At 71.7% G+C, this 15,720-nt stretch carries 16 protein-coding genes; 6 read left to right on the top strand and 10 right to left on the bottom strand.

The features are described 5' to 3' along the window. Positions 1-13 precede the first annotated feature (13 nt). Positions 14-1,165, bottom strand: a complete 1,152-nt coding sequence (locus tag NWP10_RS03335) for a mannose-1-phosphate guanylyltransferase (RefSeq protein ID WP_017487999.1) — start codon at positions 1,163-1,165, stop codon at positions 14-16. A 247-nt stretch (positions 1,166-1,412) separates the two neighbouring features. On the opposite strand from NWP10_RS03335, the gene sdhC reads away from it, so the two are divergent. From sdhC to NWP10_RS03310, 5 genes are all read left to right on the top strand, one after another. After that, positions 1,413-1,817 carry a succinate dehydrogenase, cytochrome b556 subunit gene (gene sdhC / locus NWP10_RS03330; protein WP_017487998.1) on the top strand — a complete coding sequence of 135 codons (405 nt, stop codon included), beginning with the start codon at positions 1,413-1,415 and terminating at the stop codon, positions 1,815-1,817. A 3-nt stretch (positions 1,818-1,820) separates the two neighbouring features. Then, positions 1,821-2,300, top strand: coding sequence for a succinate dehydrogenase hydrophobic membrane anchor subunit (locus tag NWP10_RS03325; RefSeq protein WP_017487997.1), 480 nt, complete (start codon positions 1,821-1,823; stop codon positions 2,298-2,300). A 79-nt stretch (positions 2,301-2,379) separates the two neighbouring features. After that, positions 2,380-4,167 (top strand): succinate dehydrogenase flavoprotein subunit, encoded by a 1,788-nt coding sequence (gene sdhA, locus NWP10_RS03320; RefSeq protein WP_017487996.1) that lies wholly within the window; start codon positions 2,380-2,382, stop codon positions 4,165-4,167. Continuing rightward, on the top strand, positions 4,167-4,958 hold the full coding sequence (locus tag NWP10_RS03315) for a succinate dehydrogenase iron-sulfur subunit (protein ID WP_017487995.1): 792 nt from the start codon (positions 4,167-4,169) through the stop codon (positions 4,956-4,958). Before sdhA ends, NWP10_RS03315 begins: the two co-directional genes overlap by 1 nt. Before the next feature lie 202 nt (positions 4,959-5,160). Further along, positions 5,161-5,889 (top strand): hypothetical protein, encoded by a 729-nt coding sequence (locus tag NWP10_RS03310; RefSeq protein WP_258299886.1) that lies wholly within the window; start codon positions 5,161-5,163, stop codon positions 5,887-5,889. A 173-nt stretch (positions 5,890-6,062) separates the two neighbouring features. On the opposite strand, the gene NWP10_RS03305 is transcribed toward NWP10_RS03310, so the two are convergent. The 8 genes from NWP10_RS03305 to NWP10_RS03270 form a co-directional block, all read right to left on the bottom strand. Beyond that, positions 6,063-6,599 carry a hypothetical protein gene (locus tag NWP10_RS03305; RefSeq protein WP_017487993.1) on the bottom strand — a complete coding sequence of 179 codons (537 nt, stop codon included), beginning with the start codon at positions 6,597-6,599 and terminating at the stop codon, positions 6,063-6,065. Positions 6,600-6,606: 7 nt separating this feature from the next. Then, positions 6,607-7,254, bottom strand: a complete 648-nt coding sequence (locus NWP10_RS03300) for a hypothetical protein (RefSeq protein ID WP_258299885.1) — start codon at positions 7,252-7,254, stop codon at positions 6,607-6,609. A gap of 60 nt (positions 7,255-7,314) precedes the next feature. Further along, positions 7,315-8,040 carry a hypothetical protein gene (locus tag NWP10_RS03295; protein WP_017487991.1) on the bottom strand — a complete coding sequence of 242 codons (726 nt, stop codon included), beginning with the start codon at positions 8,038-8,040 and terminating at the stop codon, positions 7,315-7,317. 58 nt (positions 8,041-8,098) lie between these two features. Beyond that, positions 8,099-9,379: an ABC transporter permease gene (locus NWP10_RS03290; protein ID WP_017487990.1), complete on the bottom strand. Its 1,281-nt coding sequence runs from the start codon at positions 9,377-9,379 to the stop codon at positions 8,099-8,101. Continuing rightward, positions 9,376-10,122, bottom strand: coding sequence for an ABC transporter ATP-binding protein (locus tag NWP10_RS03285; RefSeq protein ID WP_017487989.1), 747 nt, complete (start codon positions 10,120-10,122; stop codon positions 9,376-9,378). Before NWP10_RS03285 ends, NWP10_RS03290 begins: the two co-directional genes overlap by 4 nt. A 194-nt stretch (positions 10,123-10,316) precedes the next feature. Beyond that, complete coding sequence (gene trpS / locus NWP10_RS03280; protein WP_017487988.1) at positions 10,317-11,393, bottom strand: tryptophan--tRNA ligase; 1,077 nt, start codon at positions 11,391-11,393, stop codon at positions 10,317-10,319. Between the two features lie 32 nt (positions 11,394-11,425). Beyond that, positions 11,426-12,352, bottom strand: a complete 927-nt coding sequence (locus NWP10_RS03275) for an exodeoxyribonuclease III (protein ID WP_258299884.1) — start codon at positions 12,350-12,352, stop codon at positions 11,426-11,428. Beyond that, entirely contained in the window at positions 12,352-12,915 is a 564-nt protein-coding gene (locus NWP10_RS03270) for a phage holin family protein (RefSeq protein WP_017487986.1), read from the bottom strand. The genes NWP10_RS03275 and NWP10_RS03270 overlap by 1 nt, the downstream gene beginning before the upstream one ends. A 355-nt stretch (positions 12,916-13,270) precedes the next feature. Here NWP10_RS03270 and NWP10_RS03265 point away from each other — a divergent pair, with 355 nt between their 5' ends. Next, positions 13,271-14,776, top strand: a complete 1,506-nt coding sequence (locus NWP10_RS03265; protein WP_258299883.1) for an MFS transporter — start codon at positions 13,271-13,273, stop codon at positions 14,774-14,776. A 1-nt stretch (position 14,777) separates the two neighbouring features. Here the strand turns inward: NWP10_RS03265 and NWP10_RS03260 are convergent, their stop codons facing one another. Then, entirely contained in the window at positions 14,778-15,587 is an 810-nt protein-coding gene (locus NWP10_RS03260) for an ABC transporter permease (RefSeq protein ID WP_026106983.1), read from the bottom strand. Positions 15,588-15,720: the final 133 nt, after the last annotated feature.

Raw genomic sequence — 15,720 nt, 5'->3', positions numbered from 1 at the left:
ACGGTGACGGCGGTCAGAGGACCTCGTCCACGCCCTCGGCCTTGAGCGCCTCCACGGCCTTCTTGACCTCCTGGGCGTGGTCCGTGGTGGTCACCAGCAGCGCGTCCTCGGTGTCCACCACCACGACATCCTCGATGCCGATCAGCGCGATGACGCGCCTCGTGTCCGTGACCACGACGCCGGACGCGTCGTCCGAGTACACGCGGGGGGTGTCCCCGATGACGGTGATGCCCGAGGCGTCCTTGACCGGGTTCAGGCGGGCGATCGCGGCGAAGTCCCCCACGTCGTCCCACGTGAAGGCGCCCGGGATGACGGCGACGTCGCCGACGGCGGCGGCCGGCTCGGCCACGGCGTAGTCGATCGCGGTCTTGGTCAGCTCGGGCCAGACGCGCTCCATGACCTCGTCCCGCCGCTCGGTCTCCCACGCGTGCGCGATCTCCATGAGGCCGGCGTGCAGCGCGGGCTCGTTCTCCTCGAGATGGGCGAGCATGAGGCCCACGGGCGCCACGAACATGCCGGCGTTCCAGAGGTAGCGGCCCGACTTCACGTACTGCTGGGCGACCTTGAGGTCCGGCTTCTCAACGAACGCCGCGACGTCGTGCGCGTCCGGGGCGCCGGGCACGGCCAGCCGGCGGCCCCGGCGGATGTAGCCGAAGCCCGTGGCGGCGTGCGTCGGCTCGATGCCGATGGTCACGATGCGCCCCGTGGCCGCGGTCTCCACGGCCTGGCGCACGGCGTCCTGGAACACCTCCACGGGGGCGATGACCTGGTCCGCCGCGAAGGAGCCCATGATCGTGTCCGGGTCCCGCAGGGACAGGATGGCCGCGGCGAGGCCGATGGCGGCCGCGGAGTCCTTCGGGGAGGGCTCGAGCACCAGGTCCGCCGTGTCCAGGTCCGGCAGCTGGCCGCACACCGCGTCGCGGTGGGCCGCGCCGGTGACCACGAGCATGCCCGCGGCCAGGGGGGCCAGCCGGTCCCACGTGGCGCGGATCAGCGTCTGGCCCGAGCCCGTTAGGTCGTGCAGGAACTTCGGCGCCGCCGCGCGGGACAGCGGCCACAGCCGGGTGCCCACGCCGCCGGCGGGGATCACGACGTGGAAGCGGGACAGGGCCGAGCCCGGCGCGTCCTCGCGCCCGGCCTCGGTCAGGTTCGGATCGGTGCTCACCGGCTCAGAGTACGGAACCCCCCGGACGGGGGACCACTCCGGCGGTCCCAGGCGTGGCACAGCCCACACCGAGGAGGCGGGAAGGCCGCGCCGATCGCGTCACAGTGCTCCACCCTGAGGGACCGGACGGGCGCGAAGGGGCGGGGAGGGTCTACCCTGGGTCGGAGGAATCCACTCGCACACGCCCCCGCCCGTCGCCGCCCCCGGCACAGGAAGGGAACGTGCATTCCCCCTGGAGGTATCAACCGTGTCTAGCGCCACTGCGCAGGCCCCGGCCAAGAACGGCCGTGGAACCCTGTACCGGGGCCATGGAGGCATGTGGTCCTGGGTGGGCCACCGCGTCACCGGCGTCGTCATCTTCTTCTACCTGCTCGTCCACGTGCTGGACACGGCGATGGTCCGGGTCTCCCCCGAGGCCTATGACGCCGTGATCGGCGCCTACAAGACCTGGTACTTCGCCCTCGGCGAGGCCGGCCTGGTCGCGGCGATCATCTTCCACGCCCTCAACGGCCTGCGCATCATCCTGGTCGACTTCTGGAAGGGCGGCACCCAGCACCACAAGACCCTGCTGTGGATCGTGCTGGCGTTGTGGGCCGTGCTGACCATCGGCTTCTGCATCCGTCACTTCAGCCTCGCCTTCGGAGGTCACTGAGCCATGAGCACCACCGCTGAGACCACCATCGCGGCCCCCCGCACCGGCCGCATCGACCCCAAGTACACCCGCGACAAGGGCGGGCGCGGCAACTTCGAGATGCTCGCCTGGCTCTTCATGCGCGTCTCGGGCGTCTTCCTCGTCGTGCTCATCGCCGTGCACCTGACCAGCAACCTGCTCGTGGGCGACGGCATCAAGGGCATCGACTTCGGCTTCGTGGCCGGCAAGTGGGCCCACCCGCTGTGGCAGTTCTGGGACCTGGCCCTGCTGTGGCTGGCCATGCTGCACGGCGCCAACGGCGTCCGCACGATCATCAACGACTACACCGAGCGCGGCAACGCCCGCTTCTGGCTCACGATGATCCTCTACATCGCCACCGCCGTGATCATCATCCTCGGCACCCTGGTGATCTTCACCTTCGATCCCTGCATGGTGGACGCCTCCGGCGCCCTGCTCGAGGGCTCCCCGGCCTTCTGCGGCTGACCCAGGACACGCTCCCCCGCGGCGCGGCCGGCCCTGATGCGGCCGCCGCGCCCCGGACACCCAGAAAGAGAGAACCTGAATGCAGGTGCACAAGTACGACGTGGTGATCGTCGGCGCCGGCGGCGCCGGCATGCGCGCGGCCATCGAGGCCGGCCAGCGCGCCCACACCGCCGTCCTCACCAAGATCTACCCCACCCGCTCCCACACCGGCGCGGCCCAGGGCGGCATGTGCGCCGCCCTCGCCAACGTCGAGGAGGACAACTGGGAGTGGCACACGTTCGACACCGTCAAGGGCGGTGACTACCTCGTGGACCAGGACGCCGCCGAGGTGATGGCCAAGGAGGCCATCGACGCGGTGCTCGACCTGGAGAAGATGGGCCTGCCCTTCAACCGCACCCCCGAGGGCAAGATCGACCAGCGCCGCTTCGGCGGCCACACCCGCGACCACGGCAAGGCGCCCGTGCGCCGCGCCTGCTACGCCGCGGACCGCACCGGCCACATGATCCTGCAGACGCTCTACCAGAACTGCGTCAAGCACAACGTGGAGTTCTACAACGAGTTCTACGTGCTCGACCTGCTGCTGGTGGAGGAGGACGCCGTGCGCGAGGACGGCACCCCCTACAAGCAGAAGCGCACCGCCGGCGTCGTCTCCTACGAGCTCGCCACCGGCGAGATCCACGTCTTCCAGGCCAAGTCGGTCGTCTTCGCCACCGGCGGCGCCGGCAAGGTGTACAAGACCACCTCGAACGCCCACACCCTCACCGGCGACGGCATGGCCATCGCCTACCGTGCGGGCCTGCCCCTCGAGGACATGGAGTTCGTGCAGTTCCACCCGACCGGCCTGGCCGGCCTGGGCATCCTCCTCTCCGAGGCGGCCCGCGGCGAGGGCGGCATCCTGCGCAACTCGGACGGCGAGCGCTTCATGGAGCGCTACGCCCCCACCATCAAGGACCTCGCCCCGCGCGACATCGTGGCCCGGTCCATGGCCGAGGAGGTCCGCCAAGGCCGCGGCGCCGGTCCGAACAAGGACTACGTGCTGCTCGACCTGACGCACCTGGAGCCCTCGCACATCGACGAGAAGCTCCCGGACATCACCGAGTTCGCCCGCACCTACCTGGGCGTCGAGCCCTACACGGAGCCGGTGCCGGTGTTCCCCACGTGCCACTACTTCATGGGCGGCGTGCCCACGAACATCAAGGCCGAGGTGCTGCAGGACAACGACACCGTGGTGCCGGGCCTGTACGCCGCCGGCGAGGTGGCCTGCGTGTCCGTGCACGGCTCCAACCGCCTGGGCACCAACTCGCTGCTGGACATCAACGTGTTCGGCCGCCGTGCCGGCATCTACGCGGCCGAGTACGCGCAGACCGCCGAGTTCGTGGAGCTGCCCGAGGGCGGCGAGCTGCCGACCGTGGAGCAGATCGAGAACCTCCGCTCCGCCACCGGCTCCGAGCGCGTCGCGGACATCCGCGCCGAGCTGCAGGAGTCCATGGACGCCGACATGCAGGTGTTCCGTGACGAGGACTCGATCCGTCGCGCTCTCGCCAAGATCGAGGAGCTGCGCGGCCGCTACGAGAACGTGTCCGTCCAGGACAAGGGCAAGCGCTTCAACCTCGACCTCCTCGAGGGCATGGAGCTCGGCTACCTCCTCGACATCGCCGAGGCGATGACCCTCGCGGCCCTGGGCCGCAAGGAGTCCCGCGGCGGCCACTACCGCGAGGACTACCCGGACCGCGACGACGCGAACTTCATGGCCCACACCATGATCTACCGTGACGAGACCGCCGAGATGGAGGGCGTCAAGGGCATCCGCTTCGAGACCAAGCCCGTCGTCGTCACCCGTTACCAGCCGATGGAGCGCAAGTACTGATGAGCCACGCAGCAACCGAGACCGAGGCCCCCGTGGCCCAGGATCAGACCCAGGCCGCCGGCGGCGGCATGGGCGCGATCGAGTCCTTCGACATCGTCCTCAAGGTCCGCCGCTACCTCCCGGAGTCCTCCGAGGAGTCCTACTGGGACGAGTGGCGCCTGACCATGTACGGCACCGACCGCGTGCTGGACGCCCTGCACAAGGTGAAGTGGGACCACGACGGCACCCTGTCGTTCCGTCGCTCCTGCGCCCACGGCATCTGCGGCTCCGACGCCATGCGCATCAACGGCCGCAACCGCCTGGCCTGCAAGACCCTGCTCAAGGACCTGGACCTGTCCAAGCCCATCCTGGTGGAGCCCATCAAGGGCCTGCCGGTGGAGAAGGACCTGATCGTGGACATGGACCCGTTCTTCCAGTCCTACCGCGAGGTCATGCCGTTCCTCGTCGCCGAGGGCCACGAGCCCTCCAAGGAGCGCTACCAGTCCCAGGCCGACCGCGCCCGGTACGACGACACCACCAAGTGCATCCTCTGCGCCGCGTGCACCTCGTCCTGCCCCGTGTTCTGGACCGACGGCCAGTACTTCGGCCCGGCCGCCATCGTCAACGCGCACCGCTTCATCTTCGACTCGCGCGACGACGCCGGCGACATGCGCCTGGAGATCCTGAACGACAAGGAGGGCGTGTGGCGCTGCCGCACGACCTTCAACTGCACCGACGCGTGCCCCCGCGGCATCCAGGTGACCAAGGCGATCGCCGAGGTGAAGCAGGCCATCCTGGCCCGCCAGTTCTGATCCTCGGCACCCCGCACGACGGCGGCCCGTCTCCCCTCGAGGGGAGGCGGGCCGCCGTCGTGCGTCGATCCAGGCAAGAGTGTGATCGAACCGTGACCTTGCGGCGCTTCCCATGTGACCCATGTCACCTTCGGTTGATCGCATCGGAGGGGGGGAACGCATCGGGCGTTCCACAGAGCCGATCTCACAAATGGAGGTCCTCATGTCGTTCATGCGTAGCGCCAGCGCCGTAGCAGTGGTCGCGGCAATTGCCGCAGGAGGGATGGCGCCTGCAGCGTCAGCGGTCACACCAGCCCCTGCCTCGACCGCGTCGGCCACTGCCCAGACGGTCAAACTCACGAAGGAGGAGCGGGCGCAGATCCTGGACTTCTTCCGGGAGAACCAGGTCCCCCGACCTGCACAGATGCGGCTCCTGCACAAGCTCGAGCGAGGACAGGCCTGGGACTCCATGCTGGGCAAGCAAGCCGTGCACACGGAGACGTTCACACATCAGGGCGCCCAGGTCACGCTTGAGAGGTTCGCCGACGGGTCGGTGTCCCGATCCGAGGTCCAGGATCCGACCCTTGCCGCCCCCGTAGGCGAGGCGTCGATCATGGGTATCACAGGCTGCAGGACCACCAGTTCCAGCCTGTACCACGCGAACTACGTGAACTGCTACGCCAACGTGGATCTCGGTGTCGTCATGATGGGGTTCCATTTCGACCGCAATACGGTGCGAGACATGCCCGGAAAGATCACCAAGTACTACAGCCATACCTACCGGATCATCGGTGGGGCGCTTCACGGCTTCCGGTACACGAAGTTCAATGACCAGCAGGTCCGGCTCACTGCTGATTTCTCGGTGGCGTTCAAGGGGTTCCCAGCGGGTTGGGACGCCTGGATGCAGGTCAATCTCGGCCGCGGCACGTCGGTGTGGACGACTCACAACTGACCTGTTGGTCGGCGCCCGCGGCCCGTCTCCTCGAGCGAGGAGGCGGTCCGCCGTCGTCGTGGGGGGGTGCCCCTCCCGCCGAGGCCGGCAGAGGCGCCGTCACCGCCCCGGCGTAGCGGCGCGTCTGCGGGCCTCGGCGTGGGGACGGGGGCAGGACCGGAGGCGGTCCGAGCTCAGCCGTCGAACGCGTCGCGCGTGGCGCGCAGGTGCGCCGTGAGCAGCCACACCGCGCAGGCGAGGAACATCGCCACCACGGCGGCCAGCACGAGCGGCCCCGCTCCCCCGACGGCGACCATCCGGCCGCCGTCGACCATCCAGAAGGCCGCCGAGAGCAGGCCCAGGCCGACGGCCACGGTGCCCACGGGCCGCACGGCCCGGACGCGCCGGATGACGCCCAGCATTAGCAGCGCGGCGACGGCGAGCACGCCGAGGACGGCCGCGGGCACGCCCCAGGGCGGGGTGAGGAAGGAGGCGACGTCCGCGTCCGTGACCGCCGCCTGGCCCCACGAGCGCGCCTCGAGGACGGCACGGGCGTAGCCGGGCGCACCCTGCAGGGCCAGGACCCCGGCGGTGCCGAGGGCGCTCAGCGCGCCGGTGACGGCCGTGAGCGTCAGGAGGCCCCGCAGCGGGCGGCGGACCACGCGGTCGTGAAGCGCCGCGCGGGCCGCAGCGGCGTGGGCGTCCGTGGCGGCGTCGTCGGGGGTGTGCATGCCTCCATCATGCCGGGCGGCGCGGGCCGGCGTCGCGCCGGACGAAGGTGGTGGCCAGGCCCGGGTTGAAGGCGCACACGAGCCACGCGGCGTTCACGAGGGCTAACAGCAGGCCGAGGAGCAGCGGCGCCACCACCGACTCCGCCGGGAAGACGAACAGCCGGATGGCGCCCAGCAGGGTGACGAAGACGGCCAGGGCGGCCACGATGGCGCCGACGATGCGTGCCGTGTTGCTGCGCCGCAGCAGGCCTACGAGGACGAGTGCATAGACGCCCAGGCCGAGCAGCACCGCGACCCAGACGCTGCCGGTCAGCGCCGCCTGGGTGGACTCCGCCGTCATGGCGGGCGAGCGGGGGGCGTCCGCGGGCAGGGTGGCGGCGATCTCCTCGGCCGCACCGGGGCGCAGGCTGAGCAGGAGCGAGACGACGTAGACCGCGGCCGAGGCGACGGTGAGGCCGATCAGGGCGCGGAACACCCCGGGGGTGCGCTCGTTCGGCCGGATCAGGGGGCGCGCGTGGGGGCCGGAGTGGCCCGCGATGCGGCGGCGGGCGTCCTCCGGCCCGACGACGGGGCGGCCGTCGCCGGGCCGGCCGTCGTGGTCGGGGGACGCGGGGTCGGGGGACGCCGGGTTCGGGGGGCGAGGATCGGAGGCCATGCCGCCATGGTGTCCCCCGACTCACGCCGGGGCGAGGGCTGGCGGCCCGATCGGCCCAGGTCAGGCGGCGGCCGGGCGGCCCTGGCGGAACCACTCCGCCACGTCCGAGCGGAAGGCGGTGATGACCCAGATGATGTTCACCACCGCGTAGGCGAGGGTGAGCGCCCCGGACAGGATCAGCATCGTGCTGCCGCTGAACAGGAAACCGATCCCGGAGAAGATCGCGAGCGCCCCGAGGATGGCGAACACGATGCCCAGGATGCGCGCCCAGTTCTTCACGCCGCGCAGGTTGAAGTAGACGAGCGCGTACAGGCCCAGCCCGATGATCAGCGAGATCACGATGCTCGTGATGCCGGCGGTGCGCATGAACGAGGACACCATCTCCATGTCCTCGGCGGTCACGCCGGGCTGGGACGCCGCGTCCCGCATGACGACGTCCATCATGTCGTCCATGGTGAACATGGCCGGGAGCGAGGACAGCACCCACAGCGCGGCCGAGACCAGGGTGAGGGTGAGCAGGGTGCGGAAGCTGCGCGGCTCCGGCACGGTGCCGTACCGGCCGTCGTCGCCGTAGGGCTGGGTCCCGTAGCGGGTCCCGGGGGCCGGGTACTGTCCGACCTGCCCGTACTGCGGGGCCTGGCCGTAGGGGCCAGGCTGGCCGTACTGGGCGGCCTGGCCGGGCTGGCCCTGCTGCGGCGCCTGGCCCGCCTGGCCGGACTCGCCCTCGAAGGGCGGGTTGGCCGGGTTGTAGGCCGGGTTGGTGAAGTCGGGGTTCTGGTTGCTCATGGGAGCTCCTCTTAGGTCAGGGGGGGCGGACGGGACGGGCGGTCACGGCGAGGGGGCCTCACTCGTAGCGCAGGGCCTCGATGGGGTCCTTGCGGGCGGCGCGGGCCGCCGGCAGGGTGCCGGCGAGGAAGGCGATGGCCACGATCAGCAGCACGATCAGCGCCAGGGACAGCGGCTCCACGGCGTAGAGCACCAGGCCCGTGACGCCGCTCAGGGCGCCCTCGGTGAGCACCTGGTTGGCCACCACGCCGACGGCCACGCCGAGGCCGACGCCGATCAGCGAGCCGAGCAGGCCTATGACCACCGCCTCCATGGTGAACAGGCCGAAGATCTTGCGGCCGGTCATGCCGAGCGCCTTCATCAGGCCGATCTCGCGGGTGCGCTCCTGCACCGCCATGAGCAGGGTGTTGATGATGCCGAAGCTCGCGGCGAGCAGGGCGATCAGGGCGAAGCCGTTGAGCACCCAGGTCACGGCGTCGATGATCCCGCGGATCGGGCCGAGCTGGTCCTCGAGGGTCTGCGCGGAGTAGCCCTCCTCGGCGAGGGCGGCCTTCACCGCCGCCTCGTTCGCGGCCATGTCCGCCACCGTCACCGAGGCGGAGAAGTACGTGTCCCGCTGCGCCTCGGGCAGGCCGGCGGTCTGGATCTTGTGCAGGCGCGTCTCCACCTCGCCGGAGGGCACGGGGCCGGAGCCGGAGCCGGAGGCCATCGGCTCGGTCACCCCGACCACCTCGGCCTCCACGCCGTCCTGCGTCCCCAGCGGGTCGGCGGCCACGAGGGTCACGGTCTGGCCGAGCACGTCTTCGGGCGCCTGGCCGCCGAGGGCCTCCACCCAGTCCTGCGGCACCGTCACCTCGGCGGCGTCCGCGGCCGGCTCGCGCCCCGCGGCGAGCGAGAGCGCCCCGATCTCGAAGGAGCTGCCCATGAACGGGACCTGCCACTGCCGGCCGTCCTCGCCCTCGATGTACTCGGGCTCCACGAGTCGCGCGGTCTCGACCTCGGTGATGTGCTCCGTGTCCCGGATGCGGTCCAGGTCCGCGGCGGTCAGCAGGGGCAGGCCGAACATGTCCCCGGCCGCGGCCTCATCGGGCTCGTACTCCTGCGGCGCCCCGCCCGCGGCGAACGAGGTCGGGTCCACCTGCTTCATCACGGTGAGCTGGTCCGGGCTGCCGAAGCCCTCCACCATGTTGTCCACGAACTTGTTGATGCCGGCGCCGAGGCCGGAGGTCAGCGTGAGGGTGAAGGCGCCGATCACGATCGCCACCACCGTCAGGAACGTGCGCAGCTTCGCGCGCATCGTGTTCGCCAGGGCGGTGCCCGCCAGGTCCGTCGCCTTCATGCCTGCGCCCCCGCCGTCGTCGTCTCGTCCACGATCATGCCGTCCTGCATCACGAGGCGCCGGTCGCACCGGGCCGCGAGGTCGTCGTCGTGCGTGACCACCACGAGGGTGATGCCCTCGTCCCGGTGCAGGCCGAAGAGGATGTCCTCCACGGCCGCCGAGGTGGCCGAGTCCAGGTTGCCGGTGGGCTCGTCCGCGAACAGCACGGTGGGGCGGTTCACCAGCGCGCGGGCGATGCACACGCGCTGCTTCTGGCCGCCGGAGAGGTCCGTGGCCTTGTTGCCGGCCTTGTCCGCGAGCTCGAGGCGCTCCAGCACGGCCATCCCGCGCTCGCGTCGCTCGGCGCGGGGCACGCCGGAGATCTTCAGGGGCAGCACGGTGTTCTCCAGCACCGTCTGCGCCGGGTTGAGGAAGAACTGCTGGAACACGAAGCCGAAGGTCTCGTTGCGCAGCCGCGCCACCTCGGCCGGGGAGACGTCCTGGACCGGGCGCCCGTCCATCGCCACGACGCCGGCGCTCGGCCGGTCCAGCAGCGCCAGCAGGTGCATGAGCGTGGACTTGCCCGAGCCGGACTTGCCCACGATCGCCACGGACTCCCCCGCCTGGATCTGCAGGGTGACCCCCTTGAGCGCGTCGAAGCGGGACTCCCCCCGCCCGTACACCTTCACGAGGTTCTCGGTCTCCAGGACCGGCTCCCTCCCCGCCGGCGCGTGCGCCCCGGCGGCCTGCTGGACCGTGTGCATCCTCGTCCTCACCCTCGTCCGTGCCCCCGTGCCCGTCCGCGCCCGGTCGGCGGGACGGGCGGAGGCGATGTCCACGCACCATGCTGGCACGCGCGGGCGGGGGCGGGCCTCCCCCTCACGGATGAGATTCGGGGGCGGGCGGGCGGGACCGCAGAAGGAGCCGGCTGGCGGCCCGGCTCAACGAGCGGGCCGGGTCAGCGCAGCGGCGGCAGGAAGCCCACCTTGGCGTAGACGTCCTCGAGCACGGGGGTGGCCACGGCGCGGGCCTTCGCGGCGCCGGCGGCGAGGATCCGGTCCAGCTCGGCCGGGTCGGCGAGCAGCTCCTCGGTGCGGGCCTTGACCGGGGCGAGGCGCTCGACCACGGCGTCGGCCACGTCCACCTTCAGGTGGCCGTACATCCTGCCCACGTAGCGCTCCTCGAGCTCGGCCACCGGCACGTCCGTCATGGCGGAGAGGATGGTGAGCAGGTTGGAGACGCCCGGCTTGGCCTCGCGGTCGAAGCGGACCTCGGTGCCGTCGTCGGTCACGGCGGACTTGATCTTCTTCGCCGTGCGCTTGGGGTCGTCCAGGACGTTGATGAGCCCGTTCGGGGAGGCCGCGGACTTGGACATCTTCGACGTCGGGTCCTGCAGGTCATAGATGCGCGCCCCGGTCTCCGGGTAGAAGCCGGTGGGCACCACGAACGTCTCCCCGTGGCGGTGGTTGAACCGTTGTGCGAGGTCGCGGGTGAGCTCCACGTGCTGGCGCTGGTCGTCTCCCACGGGCACGCCGTGCGGCTGGTACAGCAGGATGTCCGCGGCCATCAGCATGGGGTAGGCGAGCAGGCCGACGCCGGCCGCCTCCGCGCCCTGCTTGGCGGACTTGTCCTTGAACTGGGTCATGCGCATGGCCTCGCCCATGCCCGTCATGCAGGTGAGCACCCACGCCAGCTGGGCGTGCTCGGGCACCTGGGACTGCACGAACAGGGTGGAGCGCTCCGGGTCGATCCCGGCCGCGATGAACTGGGCGGCCGCCACGCGGGTGCGCTGGGCGAGGGCCGCGGGGTCCTGCGGCACCGTGATGGCGTGCAGGTCCGGGATGAAGAAGAACGCCTCGAAGTCGTCCTGGGTGCGGACCCAGTTGGTGAGGGCCCCGAGGTAGTTGCCCAGGTGCAGGGAGTCCGCGGAGGGCTGCATGCCGGAGAGCACGCGGTGGCGGTCGGACGCGCCGGCCAGGTGGGCGGTGGCGGAGACGTCCTGGGCGAGGACGTCCTGGACGGAGTTCTTCTTCATTCTCTTCGTCAGCCTCGTGGTCTCGTGGGCGGTCAGAACCGGTAGTCGACCACGAGCGGGGCGTGGTCGGAGAAGCGGGTGCCCCAGCTGGGGGCGCGGTCCACGACGGCGGAGCTCGCCTTCTCGGCGAGGGCCGCGGTGGCCATCTGGTAGTCGATGCGCCAGCCGGCGTCGTTGTCGAACGCCTTGCCGCGCATGGACCACCACGTGTACGGGCCGGGCACCTGGCCCGCGAGGGAGCGGTGCACGTCGGTGAAGCCGAGCTCGCCGAAGAACCGGTCGAAGTAGGCGCGCTCTTCGGGGAGGAACCCGGCCTTCTTCTGGTTGCCCTTCCAGTTCTTGATGTCCAGCTCGGTGTGGCCCACGTTGAGGTCGCCGGTCACGAGCGCGTGGTCCGGGCCGGCGGACAGCTCGCCGAGGCGGCGGACCATCTCGTCGAGGAACCGGTACTTGTCCACCTGCTTAGGGGTGTCGGCCTCGCCGGAGTGCACGTACGCGGAGACCACGGTCAGCGCGGAGCCGTCCGGCAGGCGCAGGTCGGCCTCGATCCAGCGGCCGGCGTCGTCGAAGTACGCGTCGGCGTCGGCGATGCCGGTGCGGACCGCCTCGATGGGGAACCGCGAGACGATGGCGACGCCGGCGCGCCCCTTGGCGGCGGCCTCGGCGTCCGCCAGGTGCACCTCGTCCCAGTCCTCGCCCACGACCTCGCGGACCAGCTTCGCCGTGATGTCCGCGGGGGCGCGCACCTCCTGGAGGGTGAGCACGTCCACGCCGCGGCCGGCGAACCACTCGCGCATGCCCTTGCGGTGCGAGGCGCGGATGCCGTTGACGTTCACGGTGGCCACGCGCAGCGCGCCGTCCTCCTTGGGGGCGCCGGCGTTCGCGTGCACCACGGGCTCGCCCTCGGCGGGCTCGGGGTACTTCCCGGTGACCGGGTCCTTCTCGGGCAGGACGGTCATCAGCCGATCACCGTCCCGCTGACGGGGCCCTCGGACCCGCCCTGGCCGCGGGACTCCTTGATCATGTCCCGGGCGTTGGCGGCGGTGATGTCGATGGTCTCCAGCGCGCGGTCCACCATCTCGCGGTCCATGGCGCCGCCGGCGGCGAGCTGCTCGCGCACGACCTTGACCTGCACCTGGGCGATCTTGAAGGAGTGGTCCAGCTTGGTGTCCCGCATCGGGTCGCCGGCGGGGGCCTGAGCGGCGGTCTGCGGGGCCGCGGCGGCGCCCTGGCCGCGCAGGGCGGCGACGTCGGCGCGGGCGTTCTCCATGGCGGCGTCCACCTTGCGCCCGGCGGCCTGCACGCCGCGCCGCATCTGCAGGAACACCACCAGGGCGAACACCAGCCAGCCGGCGGCCACGGCGACCACGAGCCACCCGATGACGTCGTTCTGGTTCGCGGCAAACATGATCGCCACGATCAGGATGACGATCATCGCGGCGAAGCCGACGGATCCCACGCGCAGGCCCGCGCGGGGGCCGCGGCGCGTCTCGCCGGAACCGGTGGTCAGGGACTCGGACATGGATGCTCCTCCGAAGGGGCTCGTGGGGTCTGACCCCCATCATCCCGCATCGCGGGGCGCGGCTCCGAATCGTGCGGGGCCGGTGGCGGCGATGCGCGGATGTGGCGGGGCTGGGCCGGGGAGGGGGGGCGGCGCGTGCGGCCCAGCGGAGCCCTCCCGTCGGATCGACGGAAACGGCCGGGATCGACGGAACGCCCGTCGATCCCAGCCATTTCCGTCGATCCGCCCGAATACGGCTGGGGGCGGACCGGGGTTGGTGCCGCGCGGGCGAGTGGGCGGGCCGGTGGCGGCGACGGCGAGACGCCCGGCGAATCGCGGGGCCGGGCCCGTCGTCGTGCGCGCCTATCCTGAGGCGGTGACCCCCCGCCCCCAGAGCGCCGCCGGCGACGCCGCGCCCGCCGCCTTCACGCCCGAGCAGCGCCGCATCCTCACCGCGCTCCTGATGCCGCTGTTCCTGGCCCTGATGAGCGTGTCCGTGGTGAACGTGGCCCTGCCGGCCATCGAGTCCGGGCTGCAGGCCACGAGCGCGGACCTGCAGTGGGTGCTGGCCGGCTACACGCTCACCTTCGGCACGGTGCTGGTGGCCTCCGGCCGCGCGGGCGACCTGTGGGGGCGCAAGTCCCTGTTCCTGGTGGGCATCGGCCTCTACGTGGCGGGCGCGCTGGTCTCCGGCTTCGCCGTGGACCCCCTCATGCTCAACGCGGGCCGGCTCGTCACCGGCGTCGGCGCTGGCGTGTTCAACCCGCAGGTGGTCGGGTTCATCCAGTCGAACTTCTCCGGGCGCGCCCGCGGCCGCGCCTACGGCCTGTTCGGGACCGTGATCGGCCTGGGCGTGGCCGTGGGCCCGATGCTCGGCGGCTTGCTGCTCGGCGCGCTCGGCCCCGAGTGGGGGTGGCGCTCCACCTTCCTGATGAACGCCCCCGTGGGCCTGGCCGCGATCGTCATGGGCGTCCTGTGGCTGCCCGCGCCCACCCGCGTGCGCGGGGTCGGAGCCGGCCGTGGCGCCCGGGGCGTGGCCGCCCTGGACCCCGTGGGCGCGGTGCTGCTGGGCCTGGGCGCGGTGTGCCTCATGGTGCCGTTCATCATCCCGGGCACCGGCTGGCTGCTGGCCGCGGCCGCCGTCCTGCTGGTGGGCTGGTGGCTGTGGGAGAAGCGCGTGAAGGCCCGCGCGGAGCGCACCGGCGTGGAGCCCATGGTGGACCCGCAGCTGTTCCGCCGCGCCTCCTTCACACTCGGCGCCACGCAGTCCACGCTCTACCTGGCCACCATGCCGGCCGTGTTCGCGGTGGTCGCGATCTTCCTGCAGCAGGGCATGGGCTTCACCGCCCTGCAGGCCGGCCTCGTCGGCCTGCCCGGCGCCGCCGTGGTGGCCACGCTGTCCCCGTGGGTCGGGGCCCGGGTGCACCGGCACGGCGCGAAGCTGGTGCTGCTCGGCGCGCTCGTGGGCCTGACCTCGCTGGCCTTCCTCGTCCTCGCGTTCGAGCGCAGCGCCGCCGGCGACTGGTCCCCGTGGACCGTGGGCGTGGGCCTCGTGTTCCAGTCCGCCTCCCAGTCGCTGATCCTCACGAGCACCCAGGTGCTGATGATGGACGACATCGCCGGGCACGAGGCCGGGGCCGCCGGCGGCGTCGCACAGACCGCGCAGCGCATGGGCACGGCCCTGGGCCTGTCCGTGGTGACGGGCGCGTTCTTCGCCGCCCTCGCCGGGGCCGCGGACCGGGCCGCCGGGACGCCGTCGGCCCCCGAGTACGCGCACGCCGCCTCCGCCGCCATGGGCATGGTGGCGATCTGCTGGGCGGTGACCGCCGCCGTCGCCCTCGCGGATGTGATCCGGCGCCGCCGCGCGGCGTGCGCCGCCTGAGTCAGCGCAGGAACAGCGCGCCGAGCCGGCGCGAGGTGAACCAGATCCCGACGGCGGACATCGCCACGAAGTACAGGATGTGGCCGGCGGTCCCCCACGTCACCACGCCCACCGCGAGCGCGCGCATCAGCTCCACGGCGTGCCACAGCGGGAACACCTGGATGACCCACTGGATGGCCTGCGGGTAGACGCTCAGCGGGAAGAACGTGGCGGAGAACAGGAACATCGGCATCAGCACGATCTGGATCCAGTCCATGTGCTGGAACGTCTTGAGGTAGCTCGTCACCGCCATGCCCAGGGACGCGAAGCCCAGGGCCACGAGCAGCGCGCCCGGGACCATGAGCACCGCCGTCCACGAGGTGACCAGTCCCCCGACCGTCATCACGATGAGGAAGCCCACCGCGTAGATCAGCCCGCGCAGCAGCGCCATGGCGATCTCCCCGAGGGCCACGTCCAGCGGGCCGAGCTTCGTGGAGAGCATGGTCTGGTACGTCTTGGCGTGGCGCAGCTTGAAGAACACGTTCCACGTGGAGTCGTAGATGGCCCCGTTCATGGCCGAGACCGCCAGCAGCGCCGGGGCGATGAACATGCCGTACGGGATCGGCGTGCCGTCCGGACCCGCGACGTCCCCGACCAGCGCGCCCAGACCGATCCCCATCGAGGCGAGGTAGAGCACCGGCTCGAAGAACCCGGAGGCGAACACCACCCAGTTGTTGGACTTCAGCGTGAGGAACGCGCGCTCCATCACGGCGCGCACGTTGCCGGCGTACATCCCGGCCAGCGGGCCTCGGCGCAGGGTGATCTCCGGCATCGGGGGCACGGCGGCGGTGTGCTCGCGCACCACGGACGACGACGGCGCGGCCGGCTCGGCGCCGGTGCCGGCGGTCACGGCGGGGGGGGGCCCCGCCCGGGCGGGGGGGGGGGGGGGGGGGGCCCGCCCCCGC

The sequence above is a fragment of the Micrococcus sp. HG099 genome, assembly GCF_024723355.1.
Lineage (GTDB): Bacteria > Actinomycetota > Actinomycetes > Actinomycetales > Micrococcaceae > Micrococcus > Micrococcus endophyticus.
Note: the sequence above shows the minus strand (reverse complement) of the source record. Positions and strands in the feature narration are given on the sequence as shown.